At 70.8% G+C, this 21,131-nt stretch carries 15 protein-coding genes and 4 pseudogenes; 9 read left to right on the top strand and 10 right to left on the bottom strand.

From position 1 onward, the window contains the following. The first annotated feature begins 44 nt into the window (after positions 1-44). Entirely contained in the window at positions 45-797 is a 753-nt protein-coding gene (locus NON19_RS12140) for a metallophosphoesterase family protein (RefSeq protein WP_255927217.1), read from the top strand. Between the two features lie 24 nt (positions 798-821). Here NON19_RS12140 and NON19_RS12135 read toward each other — a convergent pair whose 3' ends face one another. Both NON19_RS12135 and NON19_RS12130 read right to left on the bottom strand, forming a co-directional pair. Next, on the bottom strand, positions 822-1,115 hold the full coding sequence (locus tag NON19_RS12135; RefSeq protein ID WP_255927215.1) for an alpha-isopropylmalate synthase regulatory domain-containing protein: 294 nt from the start codon (positions 1,113-1,115) through the stop codon (positions 822-824). After that, entirely contained in the window at positions 1,112-1,540 is a 429-nt protein-coding gene (locus NON19_RS12130; protein WP_308213682.1) for a 2-isopropylmalate synthase, read from the bottom strand. Before NON19_RS12130 ends, NON19_RS12135 begins: the two co-directional genes overlap by 4 nt. Before the next feature lie 43 nt (positions 1,541-1,583). On the opposite strand from NON19_RS12130, the gene NON19_RS33660 reads away from it, so the two are divergent. Then, positions 1,584-2,291, top strand: coding sequence for a FadR/GntR family transcriptional regulator (locus tag NON19_RS33660; RefSeq protein WP_372514106.1), 708 nt, complete (start codon positions 1,584-1,586; stop codon positions 2,289-2,291). Between the two features lie 181 nt (positions 2,292-2,472). On the opposite strand, the gene NON19_RS12120 is transcribed toward NON19_RS33660, so the two are convergent. The 3 genes from NON19_RS12120 to NON19_RS12110 form a co-directional block, all read right to left on the bottom strand. Continuing rightward, positions 2,473-3,522, bottom strand: coding sequence for a PP2C family protein-serine/threonine phosphatase (locus NON19_RS12120; protein WP_255927211.1), 1,050 nt, complete (start codon positions 3,520-3,522; stop codon positions 2,473-2,475). Positions 3,523-4,359: 837 nt separating this feature from the next. Beyond that, positions 4,360-5,865 (bottom strand): glycerol kinase GlpK, encoded by a 1,506-nt coding sequence (glpK, locus tag NON19_RS12115; protein ID WP_255927209.1) that lies wholly within the window; start codon positions 5,863-5,865, stop codon positions 4,360-4,362. A 43-nt stretch (positions 5,866-5,908) separates the two neighbouring features. Then, positions 5,909-6,676: an IclR family transcriptional regulator gene (locus tag NON19_RS12110; RefSeq protein ID WP_255927350.1), complete on the bottom strand. Its 768-nt coding sequence runs from the start codon at positions 6,674-6,676 to the stop codon at positions 5,909-5,911. 298 nt (positions 6,677-6,974) lie between these two features. On the opposite strand from NON19_RS12110, the gene NON19_RS12105 reads away from it, so the two are divergent. Then, entirely contained in the window at positions 6,975-7,580 is a 606-nt protein-coding gene (locus NON19_RS12105; RefSeq protein WP_308213681.1) for an ATP-binding protein, read from the top strand. Between the two features lie 110 nt (positions 7,581-7,690). Next, positions 7,691-7,858, top strand: a pseudogene (locus NON19_RS33905) (ISL3 family transposase); the annotation flags it as partial. 195 nt (positions 7,859-8,053) lie between these two features. On the opposite strand, the pseudogene NON19_RS12100 reads toward NON19_RS33905, so the two are convergent. After that, a pseudogene (locus tag NON19_RS12100) lies at positions 8,054-8,701 on the bottom strand (integrase core domain-containing protein); the annotation flags it as partial. On the opposite strand from NON19_RS12100, the pseudogene NON19_RS12095 reads away from it, so the two are divergent. Then, a pseudogene (locus NON19_RS12095) lies at positions 8,699-8,830 on the top strand (IS982 family transposase); the annotation flags it as partial. The pseudogenes NON19_RS12100 and NON19_RS12095 sit on opposite strands and share 3 nt — an antisense overlap. 14 nt (positions 8,831-8,844) lie before the next feature. On the opposite strand, the pseudogene NON19_RS12090 reads toward NON19_RS12095, so the two are convergent. Beyond that, positions 8,845-9,099, bottom strand: a pseudogene (locus NON19_RS12090) (ATP-binding protein); the annotation flags it as partial. A 182-nt stretch (positions 9,100-9,281) separates the two neighbouring features. On the opposite strand from NON19_RS12090, the gene NON19_RS12085 reads away from it, so the two are divergent. Continuing rightward, complete coding sequence (locus NON19_RS12085; protein WP_372514112.1) at positions 9,282-10,274, top strand: Acg family FMN-binding oxidoreductase; 993 nt, start codon at positions 9,282-9,284, stop codon at positions 10,272-10,274. Positions 10,275-10,349: 75 nt separating this feature from the next. On the opposite strand, the gene NON19_RS12080 is transcribed toward NON19_RS12085, so the two are convergent. Further along, on the bottom strand, positions 10,350-10,568 hold the full coding sequence (locus NON19_RS12080) for a cation transporting ATPase C-terminal domain-containing protein (RefSeq protein ID WP_255927207.1): 219 nt from the start codon (positions 10,566-10,568) through the stop codon (positions 10,350-10,352). After that, a complete protein-coding gene (locus NON19_RS12075) occupies positions 10,565-11,755 on the bottom strand; it encodes an IS110 family RNA-guided transposase (RefSeq protein ID WP_255927205.1) in 1,191 nt (396 codons plus the stop codon). The genes NON19_RS12080 and NON19_RS12075 overlap by 4 nt, the downstream gene beginning before the upstream one ends. A 628-nt stretch (positions 11,756-12,383) precedes the next feature. On the opposite strand from NON19_RS12075, the gene NON19_RS12070 reads away from it, so the two are divergent. The 3 genes from NON19_RS12070 to NON19_RS12060 are packed head-to-tail and all read left to right on the top strand — an operon-like array spanning position 12,384 to position 19,926. Beyond that, on the top strand, positions 12,384-13,181 hold the full coding sequence (locus NON19_RS12070; protein WP_255927203.1) for a glycosyltransferase: 798 nt from the start codon (positions 12,384-12,386) through the stop codon (positions 13,179-13,181). Beyond that, positions 13,178-16,279 carry a glycosyltransferase gene (locus tag NON19_RS12065; protein WP_255927201.1) on the top strand — a complete coding sequence of 1,034 codons (3,102 nt, stop codon included), beginning with the start codon at positions 13,178-13,180 and terminating at the stop codon, positions 16,277-16,279. Before NON19_RS12070 ends, NON19_RS12065 begins: the two co-directional genes overlap by 4 nt. Then, complete coding sequence (locus tag NON19_RS12060; protein WP_255927199.1) at positions 16,276-19,926, top strand: glycosyltransferase family 4 protein; 3,651 nt, start codon at positions 16,276-16,278, stop codon at positions 19,924-19,926. Before NON19_RS12065 ends, NON19_RS12060 begins: the two co-directional genes overlap by 4 nt. On the opposite strand, the gene NON19_RS33155 is transcribed toward NON19_RS12060, so the two are convergent. Then, the gene (locus tag NON19_RS33155; protein ID WP_303653618.1) at positions 19,878-21,104 is read right to left on the bottom strand and encodes a hypothetical protein; all 1,227 of its coding nucleotides are present in this window, start codon (positions 21,102-21,104) and stop codon (positions 19,878-19,880) included. The genes NON19_RS12060 and NON19_RS33155 overlap by 49 nt on opposite strands. Positions 21,105-21,131 lie beyond the last annotated feature (27 nt).

Below are 21,131 nucleotides of genomic sequence, written 5' to 3'. Positions count from 1 at the left end.
TCGGAGGTCCGCGGAGGCGGGGCGCTGTACGGCAGGATGGCGGGATGGTGGAACGCGTGGCGGTGCTATCCGATATCCATGGGGTGCTCCCCGCCCTGGCGGCCGTGCTAGCGGAGCCTGATGTCGCTGCCGCGGACCGGATCGTGCTCACCGGGGATCTGGCGGCCGGGCCGCAGCCGGTGGCGGTGCTGGACCGGCTGGCCGAACTCGGCGACCGGGCGCTGTGGCTGGGCGGCAACGCCGACCGGGAGTTGGTGGAGTACCGGCGCGGGCAGCGCGCCGACATTCCCGATCCGATCGCGACCTGGGCTGCGGAGCAGTTGCGCGAGGACCAGGTCGAGCTCCTGGACTCGCTGCCCTCGAGCATCGCGCTGGACGTCGACGGCGTTGGGCGAGTGCTGTTCTGCCACGCCACCCCGCGGGACGACGAGGAGGTCGTGCTCGTCGACTCTTCCTCCGCGCGGTGGGGTGAGGTGCTCGACGGCTGCGACCCGTCGGCCGAAACGGTCGTGTGCGGACACACGCATATGCCGTTCGTCCGGCTCACCCACGGCCGACTGGTCGTCAATCCCGGCAGCGTCGGCATGTCCTATGGCCGTGTTGGGGCGCACTGGGCCCTGCTGGGCCCCGGCGTACAACTGCGCCGCACCGGGTACGACACGGCAGCCGCCGCCGAGGCCGTCCGGGCCGACTGCGGCTATCCGGACATCGCCGAGTGGACCGACTACTTCTTGCAGGCCCGAGCGAGCGCCGAGGAGGCCTTGGCGGTCTTCGGCCCCCGGGACGGCCGCGGATGAGTCACCGGCGCCCGCCCAGGTTGGTCAGCCGATCGGCGCTTGCTTGGCCGCTGTGCGTCGTGCGGCGTTCGCGACGGCGGTGAGTGTGGCGGTGAGCACTGATTGGTCTCGTCCGGCGGCCCAGTGGGTGCCATCGGCGTTGCGGTACTTCAGCAGTGTCAGGGCATCGCTGTCGTTGCCCGTGGACAGCGAGGTCTGGTTCAAGGAGACGACATCGATATGGATCCCGAACTCGGCCAGGGTAGCGGTGCATGCCTGGACCGGGCCGATCCCGTGGTGGTTGCGGACGTGCTCGGTGTTGTCGACTCGCACGGTCATCTTCGTCGTCGGTTCGGTGGCTGAGCCGCTGGTCTCCAGGTCGATGAAGTCGACTGAGGTGGCGTTCTCAGTGTCGTCAGGTAGGTCTGCTCGAAGAGCTTGAACAGCTGCTCGGCGGTGGCTTCCAGACCGGTGGCGTCGGTGTGCTGTTGGACGCGGCGCGCGAAGTCGATCTGCAGGCGACGGGGCAGGGTGAGGCCGCACTCGCTCTGCAGGAGGTAGGCGATGCCGCCCTTGCCGGACTGGGAGTTGACCGTGATGACCGCGTCGTAACTGCGGCCGATGTCGGCCGGGCCGATGGGCAGGTACGGCACCCGCCACTCCAACTCGCGCTCGTCGACACCTGTTGCCTTTGCGCGGGCGCGGTGCTCCGCGAAGCCCTTGTTGATCGCGTCTTGGTGGGTTCCGCTGAACGCAGCGTGCACCAGGTCGCCAACGTAAGGGTGTCGTGGGTGAATCTCGATACGGGTGCAGTACTCGACAGCGACGCTGCTCCTCGAGCGCATTCGCGGCGGCGAATGGGCGCTGGGGGCCAAGCTGCCTGGCGAGACAACCCTCGGACCGCAACTGGGTGTCGGGCGGTCCACTGTGCGCGAAGCCATCCGCCAACTCGCCGGGAAGGGCGTCCTGGAGTCCCGCCAAGGCGCCGGGGTCTTTGTCATCGCCCTAGATGTTCCTGATCAATGGGACGATGTCCTCAAGCGCAGCGACATCGTCGCCGTCATCGAGGCCCGGATCGCCATCGAGTCAGCAGCCGCCGCCCTGGCCGCCCAGCGCCGCACCCCGACAGACCTCCGCGCTCTGCGCCGTGCCCTCGACCAGCGGGCTGGCGCCTACGGGAGCATCGACACCCTCGTCGATGCGGACACAGCGTTCCACCGGCACGTCGTGGTAGCAGCTCACAACGAGATCCTGACCGGGCAAGCCATCGAGAACTCGTCGACGCCATCGCCCGCAAGGATCCATCGGCCGCCGCCACGAACGCCCGGGAACATCTCAGCGCACTCAAGGCAGGGCTCGCCTGACATGTTTACAGTCCAGGAAGTCGGTGCCCCACAACAGCAGTCCGGGCGCCGTTCGATAGCTGGAACGACCAAAGGAAACCTGCCCTTACAGCTATCCCCCCTCCCCCGCCACTCCCCAACTCCCAGGCATTTACGAGGTAGTCGGTGTTGATGTCGATGCCCGCCGCGTAGGGCAGCAGGCGCTCTTCATCGAAGAGGGTGGCTACGTCTCGCACCCACTGGTATGCCTCTTCGTCCATGAACCCCTTGGTCCAGCCCTGAGCGACGGGGTGCTCGGCCGGTGCTTCGCGTCTGTTCGGCGTACAAGGCCGGATGAAGTCGCCCTTGGCCTGTCACATGCCGCCCTTACGCACCTCTTGGCGTTCGACCACGATCATGGCTGCATCATCGCCGAGGCGTCCGCCGACATAGGTGAGAAGGTCGTCGCGGATGCGGTCGAGAAGCTCTGCCGGATGGTTGTGGGGTCGGGTGGCGAGCCGTGCGGCGAGGGGATAAAACGCACCGAGACCGTTGCGGGCTTCGATGACACCGTCGGTGTAGAGCAGGAGCGCCTCGTCGGCACGCATGCTGAAAGTGTCGACGTGGTAGGTGACTTTCGTCAGCTGGGCCAGACCCAGCGGTGGTGCAGGGTGGCTGGCTTCCATAGGGACAATGTCGTTCGCCCGCAGGAGCAGGGGCGAAGGGTGCCCACACGTGACGCTACGAACGACGGGCTCACAGTCAGGGATTTCGAGGATGGTCGCGGTGACGAACGACTCCCCGGGCTGCTCGGGTTCGATGGCCCCGGGTGTGTTGCTGCGGACGCTCCGGTCCAGGTAAGTCGCAAGCTCCGGCAGAGTGCCCTGCCGACGGGCTGCGTCACGGAACACGCCGATGATCAAGGCAGCATCGCCGACCGCGGTCAGACCCTTGCCGCGCACGTCGCCAATGATCAATCGTGTCCCGGTGGTCGTGCGCACCGCGGCGTAAAGATCTCCGCCAATGTGCGCTTCGTCCTCGGCTGCCAGATAGAGCGAGGCCAGGCGGAGCGGGCCAAGGCGGTCGGGCAGGGGAGGCAGTACAGCCAGTTGCGCGGCCTCGGAAACCGTTCGTACCTGGATCATCTCTCGCTGATGCCGCTTCGACAGGTATCGGGCGATCGTGCTGAAAGCCGAGGCCACGATCAGTGCTGCCATCTGCGGCGGGGACGCTGACTGACGCACCACGTAAATGGCCACCAGGGCCGCCACAGCCGCGACGGAGACCAGCCCGGTGAGCCGGGGACTGGCATACCAGGCGGTGATGACAGGCACCACGATCAGGAGATCGCCCAGGTGGAGGGAGCCGGGAAACGGTAGATCGATGAGTGTGATCGCCAGGATAAGGAGAAATGGCACCGCCATCAGAGCGGGATGTGGCTGTCGTGCGGCAGAGGAGCTGGCGAGCAACCGACCGTTCGAGGTCCCTCGCCATCCCTGTTGTGCCACACGCAGCGTTATCTCCACCAAACCCTCCGTACCGGAGGTGCCTGTCCGAACAAAATGCGCCACTTCCAGATACAGATAAGGATACTCACGGTAGTTGCCGGCTGCCGGGTGACAGATGTTTCCGAAAACCAGGTCGAACGAATGCGGGCGTAGCGGCAGTGTCAGGGCCGTCGAACCTCCCGAGTGGGGTGGTCGGTGATCGGGTGTAGGCTCCGCTGCTTCGTCAGCAGTGAGCCCTGTGGAAGCGTTGGAAGCCGCGTGCACTGCCTCCCCGGGGGGCGCCGGGATCGGGGCCGTGCTCACCAGCGTCAGGATGCCGCGGATGAACGCGGTGATGGAACGCTGGATAGCGACATGCCGACGGGAACTGCTCGACCGCGCATTGATCTGGAACCAGCACCATCTCGTCAACGCACCAGGCGAGTTCGAGACCCACGACAACACTGACCGCCCTCACCGCGCTCCCAATCCCGGCTCACGCCCTGAGAGCACGGCCCGCACCGATTAACGATCCCGACCCAGATCGCCCAACTCAAAATGCGCCGACGCGACCGACTCGGCGGAACCCTCCGCGAGAACCCTCCGCGAGTACCGACATACAGCGTGACCAGCGTGGATGCACTTTTCGGCACCCGCAGCAGCCCCGAGCCGACTTGGCAGGACTTCTCGGTCTCCCGGTCGCTATCGCCAGGACCGCGTACGGCTGTGATCCGTCGGTGTGGGGTGCAGGCGCCGGGACTCGCTGCTTGACGGCTACTGCGGTCTGATCCAGCCGTACGAACGCTCGACGGCCCGCTTCCAGTTGTCGTATTCCGTCTCCCGCCGAGCGGAGTCCATCGTGGGCAGCCACTGACCAGCCCGGTGCCAGTTGCGGCGCAGGCCTTCCAGGTCCGGCCAGTAGCCGACGGCGAGCCCGGCAGCGTAGGCGGCGCCGAGGGAGACGGTCTCCGAGACCATGGGCCGTACCACGGGGACATCGAGCACATCGGCCACGAACTGCATCAGCAGGTTGTTGGCCGTCATACCACCGTCGACCTTCAGCTCCTTCAACGCGCGGGGCGCGTCGGCGTTCATGGCGTCGACGACCTCCCGGGTCTGCCAGCCGGTGGCTTCCAGCACGGCACGGGCGAGGTGGCCCTTGGTGATGTATGCCGTGAGGCCGACGATGACGCCGCGGGCATCGCTGCGCCAATGAGGCGCGAACAGTCCGGAGAAGGCGGGAACGATATAGCAGCCGCCGTTGTCTTCGACGGTGCGGGCCAAGGTCTCGATCTCCGGCGCGCTGTTGATCAGCCCCAAGCGGTCACGGAACCACTGGACCAACGAGCCGGTGACGGCGATCGGCCCCTCCAGAGCGTAGACCGTCGGTTCGTCCGTGACCTTGTAGCCCACCGTGGTGAGCAGTCCGTGCCGGGACCGCACGAGATCGGTGCCGGTGTTGAGCAACAGGAAGCTGCCGGTTCCATAGGTGCACTTGGCCTCCCCGGGGGCGAAGCAGGTCTGCCCGAACAACGCCGCCTGCTGGTCGCCGAGGGCGGCGCCGATGCGGACGTCCGGCAGCAGCGCATGGGCTACGCCGTAGGACTCTATGGAGGGGCGGATCTCCGGCAGCATCGGGCGGGGCACGCCGAAATGCGCCAACAACTCGTCGTCCCAGGTCAGTGTGCGGATGTCCATGAGCATGGTGCGGCTGGCGTTGGTGGCGTCCGTGATGTGCAGTCCGCCGTCGGGGCCGCCGGTGAGGTTCCAGATCAGCCAGCTCTCCATCGTGCCGAACAGCACTTCGCCGCTTTGGGCGCGCTCGCGCAGGCCGTCGACGTGATCGAAGAGCCAGCGGATCCGCGGCGCGGAGAAGTAGGTCGTGGGAGAGAGGCCGCAGTGCTCGATGAAGAAGTCGTCACCGGTCTCTCGCCGCAGTTCCTCGACGAGTGCGTCGGTGCGGGTGTCCTGCCAGACGATGGCATTGCCCACGGGAACTCCCGTCCGGCGGTCCCAGAGCACGGTCGTCTCACGCTGGTTGGCGATGCCGATCGCCGCTACCTGGTCGGGCCTGACGCCGCCGTTGTCGAGAGCGCGCGGCACCACGCGCTGCAGATTGGACCAGATCTCGATGGCGTCGTGCTCCACCCAGCCGGGCTTGGGGAAGTGCTGCCGGTGTTCCTTCTGCGCGACCGACACGAGCCGTCCCCGGTGGTCGAAGAGGATGCACCGGGTGGACATGGTGCCCTGGTCGATGGAGATCACATAGCGTTCAACCATGGCCGGGCCTGCCTTTAGGACATATTCGGGGAGGGCACGGGGGTCACCAGCGGGCCGCACCGAGATCTCGGGAGATCGCCCGTGCGGCATTGCGTGTCAGGCCGACGAGGGACGCATGGGGGTGGCCCTTGCTGTCGCAGATGCTTTCTACGGGGCCGGACACGCCGACAGCGCCCACCACCAGGCCGCCCTGCCCGCGGATCGGCGCCGCGATGTCTGCTTCACCCATGATCATTTCTTGGACCGCGGCGGCCCACCCGGCATCTCGCGTCTCGGTGATCGCCCGGTTGAGCTGCTGAGAGGAGACGAGTGTGTGCCGGGTGTAGGCCTCCGGTTCGGCTTCCACAAGCGGTTCCAGGGATGCGGCTCCATACGCCAGCAATACCTTTCCGAGAGCGCTGGCATGCAGCGGCAGCAGGGAGCCCACGTCCAGTGTCTGGAACGTGTCATCGGGACGGAAGACATGGTGGACGATCAGCACCTTGCCTTCGAGCGGCACGCCGAGGCGTACAGCCGCCCCGCTACGGGCGGCGAGGGCATCGGCCCAGTTGATGGAACGGGACCGCAGTTCGTTGACATCGAGATAGCTGGTTCCCAGATGCAGCAGCGCCGCGCCAAGCTGGTACTTGCCGGTCGCCTCGTCCTGCTCGACGAAGTCGACACTCTGCAAGGTGCGCAGGATGCCGTGGGTGGTGCCCTTCGCCAGGCCCAGTGAGGCCGCCACCTCGCCCAGGCCGAGCCGACCGGGGCCCCCGGCGAGCAGGCGCAGGATCGCCGCCGCCCGTTCGATCGACTGCACCGGGCCAGCCATGTCGCGATCGTAGCTCTCGGTTAGGGAACTCAGCCTGTTGACCAGGGGGTCGGTCGCGGCGGTGCTGATGGCGGCCTGAAAAGTCATTCACCATCGCACCAAAGCGTTCGGTAATGCCGACCGCCATTCGTTGACTGCGGCAGGCAGGGCCCATAGCGTCCGTATTAGTACAAGTGCTCAGCAAAGTGGGCATGGCCCCCGGTGGCCGTTCGGCGGGAGGCCGAGGCCGGTCCGAGGGGTGAGGTCAAGGGGCGATCGGTACAGGCGGGTAACCGGCAGTGCTCCCGGAGGAGGAGAAGTGGCGGACCAGCTGAGAAACCCAGAGGTCGGCGGCGTACCGCCGGAGGACCTCTGCAAGCACGCGGCGCAGGAGCCTCCACCCGGGTTCGGGCTTGTCGAACAGGTTCATCATGTGCCTCTCACCGGAGCGCGCGGTCGAGGCATGGGCACCATCAGGACGGCAGTCGTGAACGTTTCCGGGGAGGCGGCCGCAGCGACGCCCAGCGGGAGCGTCGGCCATCTCCTCCCGGTACCGCACATCCGCGAGGCTGTCGCAACCGTGCGGCGACGGGCGCACGCCCTCCTCGCCGACTGGGGCCTGCCGAGCGGCAGCCTGGAGGACGCGCTCCTGGTGATCTCGGAACTGATCACGAACGCGATCCTGCACGCCCTGCCCCCGGCTGTCCTGAGGCTGTGCTGGAGTGAGATCGCGGGATGTCCCGTCCTGCGCATCGAAGTCACCGATGGCGGATCGGTGCCTCGCCCCCGACGACGGCCTCAGGAGGCGGTCGCGCCCGACGAACACGGACGCGGCCTCTGCATCGTCACCGCACTGTCGGTACGCTGTGGCACCCACGTCAGGCCTGGCGGCGTCGTGCGGTGGGCGGACCTGCCGGTGTCCTGACTGCCTTCCCGGATCGAGCCGTATGCGTGCCGGAAACTGCGTCGTCCCCATCGAAGTTGAGGTTCGGCGTCACGATCTGCCGTACGGCAGGCGGCGGGTGGCGGGCTTGGGTGCATAGCCGTTACGGGCGGCGCCTGGCCGACGCGCCATGCGGCGGCCGGGGCGTGGTGATCGGGCTGTCGGTGCGTCGGCTGTTCTGCGACAACCGCGAGTGTCGGCGGGTGACCTTCGCCGAGCAGGTCAGGGGCTGGCCTGTCGCTACGGCCGCCGGACGCCTGGCATGCAGTGGTTGCTCCGAAGTCAACCAGTATGCAGCCGAGTTGGCGGTCGAGACAGCACTGGACTCGCCTTCATGAGCGAGTTTCCCCGTCTCCCTGGCTCACGTTGGCCGATACTGACTGGCTGGTGGAGGCTGCGTTGGCGGTCGGAGCCGACCGCGGTGTCCCGCCGTTGGCGGTGGCCGTGTCGGCTCACTAGCTGTACTGCCCTGAGAGGTTGGGGACGCGGCTGGCGGGTAGTTGGCCGTTGAGTGCGGTGTGTCTGCGGTGGTGATTGTAGGTGTGCGGCCACTGCGGGAAGGCGTCGCGTCGTTCCTGTTCTGACCGGTGAAGGGCGAGCGTAGGCCCTTTCTTCGAGCAGGGTGCGGTTGAAGCGTTCGACCTTGCCGTTGGTCTGGGGCCGGTAGGCCCGGGTGCGCTTGTGTGTGATCCCGGCTGCGGTCACGAGCGGGCTTTGCGGCCCGCGGCCCAGCCGAGGACTTTGTGCCCGCCGCCGTCGGGGATGTTGCCGAGCTTCTTGATGTCCACGTGCACCAACTCGCCGAGCCTGTCGCGTTCGTAGCGGCGTATGACATGGCCGGTGCCCCGGTGCAGGTGGGTGAGGCGGGCCAGGCCACGTCGGGTCAGCAGGCGGTGCACGGTGGAGGGCACCAGCCGTAGCAGGCCCGCCATACGGGCTGGCCCTCAGCGGCGCAGCACCGCGGACCTTTGATGATGCGTCGCTCGGTGCGGGTCGGGGTCCGGCGGGGGCTGGTGCGCGGGCGGCTGGAGCGGTCGGCCATGCCCGCCTGGCCGAACGCACGGTAGCGGACAGGCCCACCGCTGCGCCGTGGCCACGGAAACGGCGCCAGAACCTTGGCTGGAGTCTTCGCCCGCACCGGTCAACGCCTCCTGGCACTGACGGCTGCTCTCTGGCGCAACTGGACCACCGGAGCCCCAGTCAAACGCTCGTTGATCGCATACGACCACTGAGGACATCGGACTCAATCATCTAGGGCGGATTCCATCCTGGCTTGCGCAGGCCGCCAGCCAGAGGGCGGTGTCGTCACCCGCACCGCCGAACCGAGAAAGGTCGATCGACAACATCGGCGCGCTCGCGTCGAACATTGCGCTGAGGTCCCCGTGACCAAGCGCCACAGTGCGTGAGCGAGATCCTGCGCAGTCGGCCCCGTACGCCCCTCTTCCTCGCCGAGCGCGGAATCCAGAAGCTGGGCGTTGCCACGGGCGTGGGCGATCCCACCGCGCCCTCGGTCTCGATCAGGCACTAACCGCGTCCCAGCCTCGCGGCCCACGAAGCACCCGGTCCTGAGCCGTTCGTCCCCCGTTCGGTGACGCTCGGCCTCTCCCGGGGCACGGATGTGGAGCGACCATGGAAAGGGACCGGGGCAGCCGGGCCCGCGCTTCCCGGAGGGAGATCTCGTTGATCGCCCCAAACATGATGAACGACGCACGCGTGGCGGAGTTGGTGCGTGAAGCGACTGCCGCCCCCTCCATGCACAACGCCCAGCCCTGGCGGTTCCGCTACTCACGCGGAAGCCGTTGCTTCCGCCTGTACGCGGATTTCGAGCGCGCGTTGACGGAGTCCGACCCCGATGCTCGCGCCCTCCACCTGGGATGCGGCGCGGCACTGTTCAACCTGCGAGTTGCCGCCGCCGACGCCGCCTGCCACCCGGACGTCAGGCTCCTACCCGACCCGGGTGACACAGCGCTGCTGGCGACCGTGCGGCTGACCGACCCCCGCGGCGATGACAGCGCCCTGGCGCTGCTCCACCCGGCGATCCCCGAGCGGCACACCAGCCGGTACCCCTTCGCGGAGACCGAGATACCCGCCAGCCTGCGCACTGCCTTGACCGAGGCCGCCCGCCAGGAGGGGGCCGCGCTGTCCTTCCCTTCCTCCTGGCACCTGCGCTGGGTGGAGGAGCTGGCCGAAGAGGCCAGGGCGCGCGATCTCACCGACCGCGACCGGGAGGCGGAGTTGAAGCGGTGGACCCGCCTCGGGACCTCCGAGGCGGACACGGCCACCGACGGCGTGCCGGACTACGCCTTCGGGCCACGGCAGCGCGGGGGCAGGGCGCCCATGCGTGACTTCTCCGGCGGCAGACCGACCGCCGACTTCGGATCGACCCCCTTCGAGAACGATCCCCACCTGGTCCTGCTGAGCACCGACGGCGACCGACCCGAGGACTGGCTGCGCGGGGGCCAGGCCATGGAACGCGTCCTGCTCCTGGCCACCCTGGAGGGGCTGGCCACATCGTTCTCCACCGAGGCCCTCGAATGGCCCGACCTGCGGTGGCCCCTGCGGGATCCGGTTTCGGGGACGGGTTATGTGCAGACGATGCTTCGTCTGGGGTACGGCCCGAAGGGCCCCACAGTGCCGCGCAGGCCCGTGCGGGACGTCCTGATCATCGAGGACTAGGGAGGAGTCTTTCGGCGGAGGCCGCCCGTGCCCTGGGGCTCGTCGACCACGCCGCCGGTCGGTTGGCCGCCCGGCTCACGGATTCGGGGTGCGGCGGCGTTGCAGCCAGCGGCGCGCTTCGTCGGCGCCCCACACGATCACCGGGTACGGCAGCAGGATCAGCAGGTCGTGGCCGGGCAGAGCGGCGGTTCCGAGCAGGGCTTGCAGGGGTGGGGTGTAGACGCACACGGCGGCGAGCCCGAGTTCGGCGACGATGCCGGCGAGCAGGTAGGGATTCCTAATGCTGTTTGTCAAGCTGCCGGTGCGATGGGTGGGGCAGGCTCGTAGCACCGCCCGTCGCGCAGGAGGGCCCACAGGACGTTGACCCGGCGTCGGGCGAGGGCGAGAACCGCCTGGGTGTGACGTTTGCCCTCGGCTCGCTTGCGTTGGTAAAAGCGCCTGGAGTCCTCGCAGTAGCGGATGCTGAGCAACGCCGAGGTGTAGAAGACGCGCTGGAGGCGGCGGTTGTATCGCTGCGGGCGCTTCAGATTACCGCTGATCTTGCCTGAATCGCGGGGCACCGGTGCGACACCGCCGAAGCCGGCGAGGCGGTCGGGGGTGCCAAAAGCGGTCATGTCGCCGCCGGTGGCGGCCAGGAACTCGGCGCCGAGGATGATGCCCAGGCCGGGCATGCTGGTGATCACCTCGAAGGTGTGGTGGTCGCGAAACCGAGCCTCGATCTGCCTGTCGAGCTCGGCCACCTGCTCGTTGAGGGTCATCACCTCCTTCGCAAGTGTGTGGACCATCTGGGCGGCCAGCTTCTCGCCGGGCAGACTGGTGTGCTGGCGTTCGGCGGCTTCAATGGCTGTCTGGGCGAGCCTGTCGGCACGGGTGACCTTGCGGTTACGCAGCCAGGTCTCCAGCCGTCGGGCGCCGATCCTGCGCAGGGCAGCTGGGGCCTGATACCCCATCAGCAAGATGAGCGGACCGGCGTTACTGAGATCCAGTGCGCGCTCCAAGCTCGGGAAGATGCCCGTGAGTTGAGCGCGGAGGCGGTTGATGGCCCGGGTGCGATCGGCCACCAGGTCCATACGCCGCGCGGTGAGGATCTTGAGGTCGGTGACGGTGTCGTCGCTGGTCCGTAAGGGGTGCAGGTCGCGGCGGACGCGAATCTGGTCGGCGATGACGGCGGCGTCTTTGGCGTCGGTCTTGCCTTCGCCGCGGTAGCTCTCGGAAGCGCGGTGGATGGCCCGGCCGGAGATGTAGTGCAGTGGTTGGTTGTGGTTGAGGAGGACCGTGATGGCCAGGGCGGCCGCGCCGTCGGCCAGGTCAATGCCCCATGTCACGTCGTCGCCCAGAGCCAGGACGTCGGCGAGGAGTTCGAGCAGTTCCGGTTCGTCGTTGGCGACGCGTCGTGACAGCAGCCGACAGCCGCTCTCGTTGATCGCGACGCAGTGGTGGTGGGTTTTACCTGCGTCGATGCCGGCCCAGATCGCGGCCATGTAGTGCCTCCGTGCGGTGTGCTGCTGGTACCTCCCACGGACGACCTCGCTGTCGATTCCCTACGGAGCGATCATTCGCAATTCCTAATTGGCAGCCGAGTCGTCGTGGGGCGTCGGGCGGCCAATCCGGGGTAGCCACGAACGGCAGAAGCGTGAGAGCCACACCCGACACCCCTGGGTGGGTCAACCATACGAAGGGCTCACCGCGTCCCGCAGAACAACGTAGGGAAGCATGACAGTTCCGCCAACGCCTCCTGCCGAGCATCGTGATGCAGCAGACTCATCCTCACGGCCTTCGTGCTGGACGTGTGTGTTCCTTGGTCGGAGCACATGTTCAGACGAAGGCCGCTTCCATGTACGGCAGTTACCGGACCGAGTGATCAAGTTCGACGCACCATTCGACGTCGGACGTTAAAGATCAAGCTAGCGGCCGACCACCCGACGGTGCCGACCGGGTTCACCGGTCGGCACCGTTCGGTTTGCGAGGAAAACACCTTGCTACCGCTCTGTTAAGAGATCATTGAATGCCGTCGGCACACGTTCCGCCACGGATAGTTTCCACGGGAAAGGTCCTTGACGCAGGCATGCCATCACATAGTGGGCATGTCCCCCCTCAAAGGAATCCCGAATGCGCTTACCGCACACGGAACGACGTGACGCTCCCCCCACCGCGTCCACGCGGCGGGACTCACCCGGCGTCGACCTGGAACTCGTCATACCCGCCTACAACGAGGAGCACCGACTCGCCGGAACCCTCCTGGCGTTGGCCGACCATCTGCGCCGACTCCCGTTGCGCGCCGCCCTACGGGTGATCGACAACGGCAGCAGCGACCGCACCGCCGAGTGCGCCGACCGGATCGCCGCCCGCGGTGTACCGGTGACCGTCACCGGCTGCTCACGCCGCGGCAAGGGCGCGGCGGTGGCCCGCGGCATGGTCACGACCCGGGCCCGCTGGGTCGGCTTCTGCGACGCCGACCTCGCCACTCCGGCGGCCGCCATCGACGACGCGCTTTCCCTGCTCCAGGACGGACGCCAGGTGGTGATCGGCTCCCGGCGCTGCGCCGGCGCCGAGTTGAGGGTACGTCAGCCGCTGGTACGGCGGGTCGGCGGCGCCGGGTTCCGGCTGCTGACCCGCCGGCTGTCCGGCCCGATCGCCGACACCCAGTGCGGCTTCAAGTTCTTCGAGGCGCGGGCCGCCCGCCGGATCTTCGCGGACATCACCACCGTAGGCTTCGCCTTCGACCTCGAAGTCATCGCCCGCGCCCGCGCGATGGGGCTGACGCTGGAGGAGTTCCCGGTGGCCTGGAGCGACCAGGAGGGCTCCAGCTTCCGGCCGTTGGCCGACGGCCGCCGGGTGGCCCGCGAGTTATGGCGGCTGCACCGCGCGCTGGCCGGCTTCCGGCCGGTACCCGAGGCGGTGCGGTGAGCCAGCCGACCGCGGTCGCCGAGCCGCGCACCAGGACACTGACGGACGCCTTCCCCGGCGTCACCGAATGGCAGGGCCGCCATGTGGTGCTCTGCAACTGGCGGGACGGATCGCATCCGCAGGCCGGGGGCGCCGAACTGTACTGCGAGGAGGTCGCCGCCGAACTGCACCGCGCGGGAGTGCGCGTCACCTACCTCACCGCGCGCCCGCCCGGCGCCGCCCGGCGCGAGCGCACCCGGTACGGCACGGTGGTGCGCGGCGGCGGACGGTTCACCGTCTACCCGTTCGTACTGCTGTGGCTGCTGTTCCACCGCGCCCGGGTGGACGGTGTGATCGACTCGCAGAACGGCATCCCGTTCTTCACCCCGCTCGCGCTGCGCCGCCGCACCCCGGTCGTGCTGCTGATCCACCATGTGCACCAGGACCAGTTCGGGGCCTGGTTCCCCCGGCCGCTGGCCGCGCTCGGCCGCTGGCTGGAGAACCGGGGCAGCCGCCTGGTGTACGGTCGGCGCGCCGTCAGCGCCGTCTCCCCGTCCTCCCGCGCCGAGATCCGCGCCCGGCTCTCGCTGCCGGGACCGGTGTACCTGGCCCCCTGCGGGCAACCGGCGCCCGACCCCGCCCCGCAACCGCGGGCGCTGTGCCGGGACAGGGCGCCGCGCGTGGTGTGCGTCGGCCGCCTGGTACGGCAAAAGCGCGTCGACCGCCTGCTGCGCGCCGTGCCCGCCCTGCAACGGGAGCTGCCCGGCGTGCGGTTGCACCTGGTCGGCGACGGCGAGGCGCGGCCGGAACTGGAGACGCTGGCCGCCCGACTGGGCGTCACCGACGCCGTGGTCTTCCACGGCCGGGTCTCCCGGCGCAAGCGCGACGAACTGGTGGCCTCCGCCTGGATCACCGCCACCGCCTCGACGAGCGAGGGCTGGGGCCTGTCCGTCATGGAGGCCGCCGCCGCGGGCGTGCCCGCCGTGGCGTACGCGGTCCCCGGCCTGCGGGACACCGTACGGCCGAGCGTCACCGGCTGGTTGGTGGAACCGGACGCCGACTTGGCCCCCGCCCTGCTGGACGCGCTGCGCGCGGTGCGGGCCCCGGAGCGGGCCGAGGAGTGGGCCGCGCGCTGCCGCGAGTGGGCCGGGCGGTTCGGCTGGGACGCCACCGCCGGGCATCTGCTCGCCGCGCTCACCGCCGAACGGCAGCGGCTGTCGCACCAGGTGCCGCAGCGCAGAACCGTCACCGACGCCTGCGCCGTGGTCCGGCTGTCCGCCGCCGCGCTCGCCCGTGCCGACCTGTGCGCACTGCGCGCCACCGATCTGGTGGACCACCGCGGGCCACACGCCGCGCTGCTGCTGGTCGGGGCCGACGAACAGGACGCCGAGGCGGTAATCGCCCGTATCGCGCCAACCGCCGCCGCGCGCGGCGCGGTTGACATCCGGCTGGCCCGGCACGGCGACGCCCTGGGCTGGCGGCACCACCCACCGGTACGCCCGGCCCGGCGGCCCTCCCCCGCCGTACCGGACCACGCCGGAGGGCGACTCGCCCACTGGGCGGCGGCGTTGGCGGGAGTGTTCGCGCTGGCGCTCGGCCTGCGGCTGGCGTTCATCCAGCGCTCGTACGACCTGTTCGTGGACGAGATCACCTATGTCACCGTCGGCCGCGACCTGGCCACCGGAGACGGCCTGACCCTCTACGGCCACCCCTTCAACCTGCACCCTCCGGCGTTCTTCGGGCTGCTCGCCGCGGTCATCAAGGCGGTTGGCGGCCACGGCGACACGCTGCGGCTGGCGCTGGCGCTGCGGCCGGTGGACGCGGTGGCCGGCGCGCTGACGGCGGTCGCCGTCACCGCGCTGCTGCGGCGCACGGTACGGCCGGCGATCGCGCTGGCCGCCGGGCTGCTGCTGGCCTGCGACCCGTTCCTCAACCGCTTCGACAGCAGGTTGATGTTGGAGGCGCCGGCCACCGCCGCCGCGGCGCTGGGCGTGCTGGTGCTCGCCCGCACCCCGGCGACCCGGCGCGCCCGGCTGGGCACCGCGGTGCTCGCCGGGCTGCTGTTCGCGCTGTCCATCACCACCAAGGAGTTGTACGCGCTGGTCACCCTGCTGCCGCTGGCGGTCCTGGCGTTCAGCGCCCGCGGCCCGGTCCGGCGGTTGCGGCTGACCGCGGTCGCCACCACGCTGGCGGGTTACGGGGTCTATGTGGCGGCCACCGCCGCCACCGGTGGCTGGTCGGCGTGGTGGACCCAGAAGACGGCCGGGCTCGCGCGTGCCGTGGGCACCCGGCAGATCACCGGCTTCAACCGGCCCACCGTCGCCGCCCCGGCCGGCCTCGGCCATCGACTGCTCGCCAATCTGGGGCAGTTCGGCGTGCCCTACGCTCTGATCGCGGCCGGCGGCTGCGCCACCGTCTGGCTGCTGCTGCGCCGCACCAGGCGGCCGTGGCTGTTCACCGGCCGGCCGGCCCGCTCGGTGGTCACCGCGTGGGCGGCGGGAGCGCTGTTCTTCCTGCTGTACGCCATCGGCTTCGGCACGCTCGAGGAGCAGATGTTCTACCCGCTCGTCGTCACCAGCACGGCGGCGCTGGCGCTCGCCGTGGACCTGGCGCTGCCGGCGGCCCGCTCCGCCGCGACGGCGGCCAGCCTCCGCGGCGCCGCCCGGCGGTCCGAAACCACCGCGCCCCCGGCCGGGTTGCGCCGCGCGGTCGCCGTGCTCACCGCGCTCGCCCTGGCCGTCGACGCCTGGACCTGGGCGGTGGTGCACACCCGACACGACGACGCCTACCTCCGCACCCTCGCCTGGACCCGTACCCACATCCCGCCGGGCAGCACCGTGGACGCCACCGAGGGCAGTGCCCAGTTCCTGATGCCCGGGGTGAGACTGGGCGGTTGGGACACGCTGGGCGCGCTCCAGCGCGGCCACGCCGACTATCTGCTGCTGTCCACCCAACTCGTCGCCCAGGGCTACACCCCGCTCGACTTGGCCCTGACCCGCCAACTCGACCGGCGCGCGAGGTTGTTGCACACCGAGTCCGGGGCCACCAACGGCCAGTTGCGGGTGTACGACGTACGCGCGCTCACCGGTGGGTCCGGAGGGAAGGGCGGTCGCCGATGAGCACGGTTGCGTCAACTCCCCGGCTGGATCGTGGCGCCGCGCTGCTGACCGCCGCCACCGTACTGGTCGGCGCCGCGAACTACGGTCTGTCACTGCTCCTGGTACGGCTGCTGCCGCCGTCCGCGTACGCCGGTTACGCCGCGGTGTCCTCGGTGCTGCTGACCGTCGGCACGCTGGCGTCCGCCACGGTGCCCTGGGTGCTCGCCCGCGAGGTGGCGGTGAGCGCGGCGGGCAGCGCACGGCGGCGGCAGTCGCTGCGCTGCTGTCTGCGGCTCAGCCTCGGGCTGTCGGTGGTGTGCGCGGCGGCGGCCTGTGCGGCGGTCAGCCGGTACGCCGGACCGGCGCTGCTGGCGGTGCTCGCCACCGCCTGCGTACTGATCATGCTGCTGGCCGCAGCGGCCGGCTACCTCCAGGGCCGGCAGGACTTCGGCCGCCTTGGCGCACTGCGGGTGGCCGAGGTGGCGGTGCGGGTCGCGGTCGCGGTGGCCGCGGCGGCGCTCGGCTGGGGCAGCACCGGGGTGATCGGCGCCTTCGCGGTCGGCGCCGGGGTGGCCGCGACCGCCGGGCTGCTGGCGATGCGCCGTGACCTGGTCGGGCCGCGTGGCGCCGGGCACGACGGTCACGCGGAGCGGCGGCGGCACGAGTTGTGGCGGCAGGCCGCCGCGATCAGCGGTATCCAGACCCTGGTCTCGGTGCTGCTCACCCTGGATGTGCTGGTCGCCGCCGCGGTGCGCGGCGCGGCGGCGGACCTGGCCACCTACCAGGCGCTGCTGGTGCTCGCCCGGGTGCCGCTGTTCCTGGCCACCGCGCTGGCCATGGTGGTCTTCCCCCGCCTCGCGGCGGCCCGCCCGGCGGGCGCCGGCCGGGCGGCGAGTGCCGACTTCCGCCGGATACTGCGGCTGCACTGGATCACCGCGGTGGCGGTCACCGCCGTGGTGGCGGCCTGCCCGCCAACGGTGTTGGGCCTGCTGCTGCCCGCGCGGTACGCGTCCGCCGCCGGGCTGCTGCTGCCGCTGGGCCTGGCCGGGCTGGCCGCGGCGACCGTCAACCTGCTCACCACGCTGTTCCAGGCGTGGGGTCCGGTGCGACCGGTACTGACGCTGCTCGGCGGCGTCTGCCTGGTGGGCGCGGGCTGGTTCGCCGCCGCGTCGGGGGATCCGCGGGCGCTGGCTTGGTCGGCGGCGGCCGTCTTCGGCACGGCCGCGCTGCTGGTGCTCGCGCTGGTGCGCCGCCGGGTCAGCGGGCTCGGCCCGGCCACCGGTGCCACGGCCGCCCTGGTGGCGGGCGCGGCGGCGTGGGGCGCGCTGACCGCGCTGCGCTCCCGGCCGGTGCTGTGGGGCTGCGCCGCCGTCGCCGTGTGCGCCCTGGCCGCTGTCGCGGTACGGCCGCGTCGGCGCGGGCCCGGACCGTACCGGGTGCTGCACCTGGGGTTCGAGGATCCACGGCAACCCGGCGCGGGCGGCGGCTCGGTGCGCACCCATGAGGTCAACCGGCGGCTGGCCGCCCGTGGTATCGAGGTCACCGTCGCCTGCGCCCGCTGGCCGGGCGCCGCACCGGCGGTGGTCGACGGGGTGCGGTACCTGCCGTTCGGGCCGCGCCTGGGGCCGCTGGGGCGGGTGCGGTTCGTCGGCCAACTCGGTTACTTCGCCGCCGTGTTGTGCGGGCTGTGGCTGCTGGTGCGGCGCACCGCCCCGGACGTGGTGGTGGAGGACTTCGCCGCGCCATTCTCCTCGCTGTGCGTACCGTATCTGACCGGCCGCCCGGTGGTCGGCGTGGTGCAGTGGCTGTTCGCCCGGGACAAGTCCCGTCAGTACAAGCTGCCGTTCGCGGTGGTGGAGCGGCTCGGCGTGGCCTCGCACCGGCGGCTGGTCGCGGTCAGCGAGGATCTGGCCGATGAGTTGCGCCGCCGCAATCCGGCCGCCTCGGTGACGGCGGTACCCAACGGGTTGGAACCGGCCGCGTTCCATCACCGGGGCCCCGGCGACCGCCGCGACCTGCTCTTCCTCGGTCGTCTCGAGATCGCCCAGAAGGGCCTCGACCTGCTGCTCCGCGCCTTCGCCGAGGCCGCGCCGCACCTGGACGCACGGCTGCGGATCGCCGGCGACGGGCCGGACGAGGCACAACTGCGCGCGCTGGCCGATGAGTTGGGCATCGCTGACCGGGTGGACTGGCTGGGCCGAGTGAGCGGCGCCGCCCGCTTCGACCTGCTGGCCGATGCCCGGCTGGTGTGCATGCCGAGCCGCTATGAGACGTTCGGCATGGTCGCCGCGGAGGCACTGGCCACCGGCACCCCGGTGCTGGCCTACGACATACCGTGTCTGCGCGCGCTGGTCGGCGAACGGGTGGGGGTACGGGTGCCCGCGGGTGATGTCGGCGGCTACGCGAAGGCGCTGGCCGAGTTGGCGGCGGACCCAGAGCGCTGCGCGGCGCTGGGCGCCGCCGGCCCGGCCAGCGTTCGCCATCTGGACTGGGACCGCATCGCGCGGGCCCAACTCGCCGTCTACCGGGCCGCGTCGGGGCCGGTCGACGACGAACCGCTGGACACCCGGCGGCAGTTGCGCCATCTGCTGCGGGACCGGGGCCGCCGCCCGGGCCGGGCCCTGCTGATCGGCAACTACGGCAACGGCAACACCGGCGACGAGTCCATCCTGTTCAGGCTCGCCGAACTCGCCGGGGAGCGGCGGCGGCGGTTGACGGTGGTCAGCCGCAATCCCGGCGCCGTCGCCCGGCTGCACCGGCTGGCCGCCGTGCGGACCACGTCCCTGCTTGCGGTACGCGCCTTCCTGCGCGCGGACGCCATCGCGGTGGGCGGCGGCGGGATGTTCGGGCGCGGGCTGCCGCCACTGGTGCGGGTGCTGCCCGCGGTGCTGCTGGCGGCCAGGCTGCTCGGCAAGGAGGTGCACATCGTGGCGATCGGCGCGTATCCCGACACTCCCCAACCGACGCGCTGGCTGCTCCAGTCGGCCTGCCGCCATGCCACCGCGGTGACGGTCCGCGACACCGGCACCCGGCGGTTGCTGTCCTCGGGACCGGCCCGCTGGGTGCGTCCGGCGCTGGTGCCGGATCCGGCCGCGTCGCTGGCCGCGGCACCGGCCGAGCGGGTGCGGGAGGCGACCGGGGTGGATCCGGCCACCCGGCCGCTGCTGGTGAGCCTGAAGCCGATGCCCGATCCGCGGACCCGGGAACGGGTCGCGACGGCGGTCGCGGACGCGCTACGGGAGTGGGACGACGACCGTCCGGTGGTCTTCTTGTGCCTGTCCGACCGCGGCGACTACGGACTGGGCACCGCGCTGGGCGACGCGGCGCTGTCGGCCGAGGTGGCGCGGCGCTCCGGCCTCGGCGCCCGGGCCGCGTTGGCCGGTCCCGGTCTGCATCCGGCCGTCGCCAAGGGCTTGGTGCGCGCGGCGAGCGGCATCGTGGCGATGCGGTTGCACGCCCAGATCTACGCGGTGGCCGAGCGGACCGAGTTGTTCGGCATCTCCTTCGAGCCGAAGTCCGACGCCTGGTTGGCGGCGTCGGGCTTGCCGGCGCACCGTGCGGAGTCGCTGGAGACGGCCGCGGTGGCGCGCTGGCTGGCCGAGTTGCCGTCGGCGGACGGTCAGTTCACGGAGCGCCGGGCGCGGAACGCGGACACCGCGTCGGCGTAGTCGGTCAGGGTGAGCCCGGCTCGGCCGGAGAGCAGGTCGGGCTCGCCCATCCACATCATTCCGGCCAGCCGCAGCGCGCGGACCCGGGACAGGCACAGCCGCAAGGCGTCCCGCGGCGCCTGACGGGTGGCGTTCTGCCCGGTGTTCTCCCCGGCCAACGGCACTCCGACGGCGGCGGTCAGCCCGGCCAGGTACTCGGCCGGGCTGACCAGTTGCGGGGTGCGGCCGCCGGAGGGCGCGTCCAGCCAGGTGGTGTACGCCAGGGCGCGGGCGCGGTAGGCGCCGAGGGCTCGGACCTGACCGTCCCAGGCCAGTCCGGAGGACAACATTCCGCCCCGCTCGGCCTGGCTGCGCCCATCGAGGTCGTCGTCGACCGCGGCGGCCACCTGGCCGGGACGCAACCCCCAACCGGGCAGCAGCAGTTGGAGTTGGGCCTTGGGGAAGGAGGCGGCGGTGACGCGCAGCAGCCAGCGCTCGTAGTCGGTCAACGCGCCCAGGTAGTCCAGCACCGAACGCTCCGCCTCCGCCCTGCCGCCCCGGCCCGGCCGCCAGCCGGGTACCGGTGCGGTGCCGCGCGCGTCGGAGTCGAAGTACCAGATGGCGTCGTGGTGTCCGGCGCCGTCGTCGGCGGGCGGATAGCGCAGCTCGCCGCTGAGCAGGCCGCCGACCCGTACCGCGGTGAAGGCGGCGCCGCCGAAGTCGGCCGCGATCCGACGCAGATAGTCGCCCTCGGCGGAGCGGACCGCGGTGTCGAAGACGGCGTTCGCCACCGCGGTCCCGTCGACGGCGGAGCCGAACCACCGCACGCCGTACTGGTCGCGGAACCGGGTCGCGCCCGGGAGCGCGAACACCCACGGCGGCGGATGGTGCAGCCCCGGGTCGAGCACGGCCCCGATGCCCTCCGCCCGCAACTTCCCTACCAGCTTGGCGGCTTGGGCCACGTAGCCGGGGTCCGCCCGGCCCGGCCGTGGCTCGTAGCGGCTCCAGTCCAGCCCGACGACCGCCCGGTCCAGCCCCTTGCCGGCCAGCGGTTCCGCTGACGCCCGGCCGACCTGCAGCACCCCGAACCAGGGTGCGCCGCCCGGCGGTCGCCGTTCGCGGGGTACGGACCAGAGGGCGGTCACCAGCAGGACGAGGCCGAGGAGCACGGCCAAGACCGCCGGTAACGGACGCGGCATCCTCGGAGCATGCACATGCCGACTCTA

This window comes from Streptantibioticus rubrisoli, from assembly GCF_024436055.1.
Classification (GTDB): Bacteria; Actinomycetota; Actinomycetes; order Streptomycetales; family Streptomycetaceae; genus Streptantibioticus_A; species Streptantibioticus_A rubrisoli.
The sequence above is the reverse complement of the archived record's forward strand: the minus strand, read 5'-3'. Positions and strand labels throughout refer to the sequence as shown.

What these genes read in the sequence shown, in the direction of transcription:
- NON19_RS12140 (WP_255927217.1), top strand. Translation starts at nt 45, where the DNA reads ATGGTGGAACGCGTGGCGGTGCTATCCGATATCCATGGGGTGCTCCCC.
- NON19_RS12135 (WP_255927215.1), bottom strand. Translation starts at nt 1,115, where the DNA reads ATGACCGTGCGAGTCGACAACACCGAGCACGTCCGCAACCACCACGGG.
- NON19_RS12120 (WP_255927211.1), bottom strand. Translation starts at nt 3,522, where the DNA reads ATGGCGGTGCCATTTCTCCTTATCCTGGCGATCACACTCATCGATCTA.
- glpK (WP_255927209.1), bottom strand. Translation starts at nt 5,865, where the DNA reads ATGGTTGAACGCTATGTGATCTCCATCGACCAGGGCACCATGTCCACC.
- NON19_RS12110 (WP_255927350.1), bottom strand. Translation starts at nt 6,676, where the DNA reads ATGGCTGGCCCGGTGCAGTCGATCGAACGGGCGGCGGCGATCCTGCGC.
- NON19_RS12075 (WP_255927205.1), bottom strand. Translation starts at nt 11,755, where the DNA reads ATGGCCGCGATCTGGGCCGGCATCGACGCAGGTAAAACCCACCACCAC.
- NON19_RS12070 (WP_255927203.1), top strand. Translation starts at nt 12,384, where the DNA reads ATGCGCTTACCGCACACGGAACGACGTGACGCTCCCCCCACCGCGTCC.
- NON19_RS12060 (WP_255927199.1), top strand. Translation starts at nt 16,276, where the DNA reads ATGAGCACGGTTGCGTCAACTCCCCGGCTGGATCGTGGCGCCGCGCTG.
- NON19_RS33155 (WP_303653618.1), bottom strand. Translation starts at nt 21,104, where the DNA reads ATGCCGCGTCCGTTACCGGCGGTCTTGGCCGTGCTCCTCGGCCTCGTC.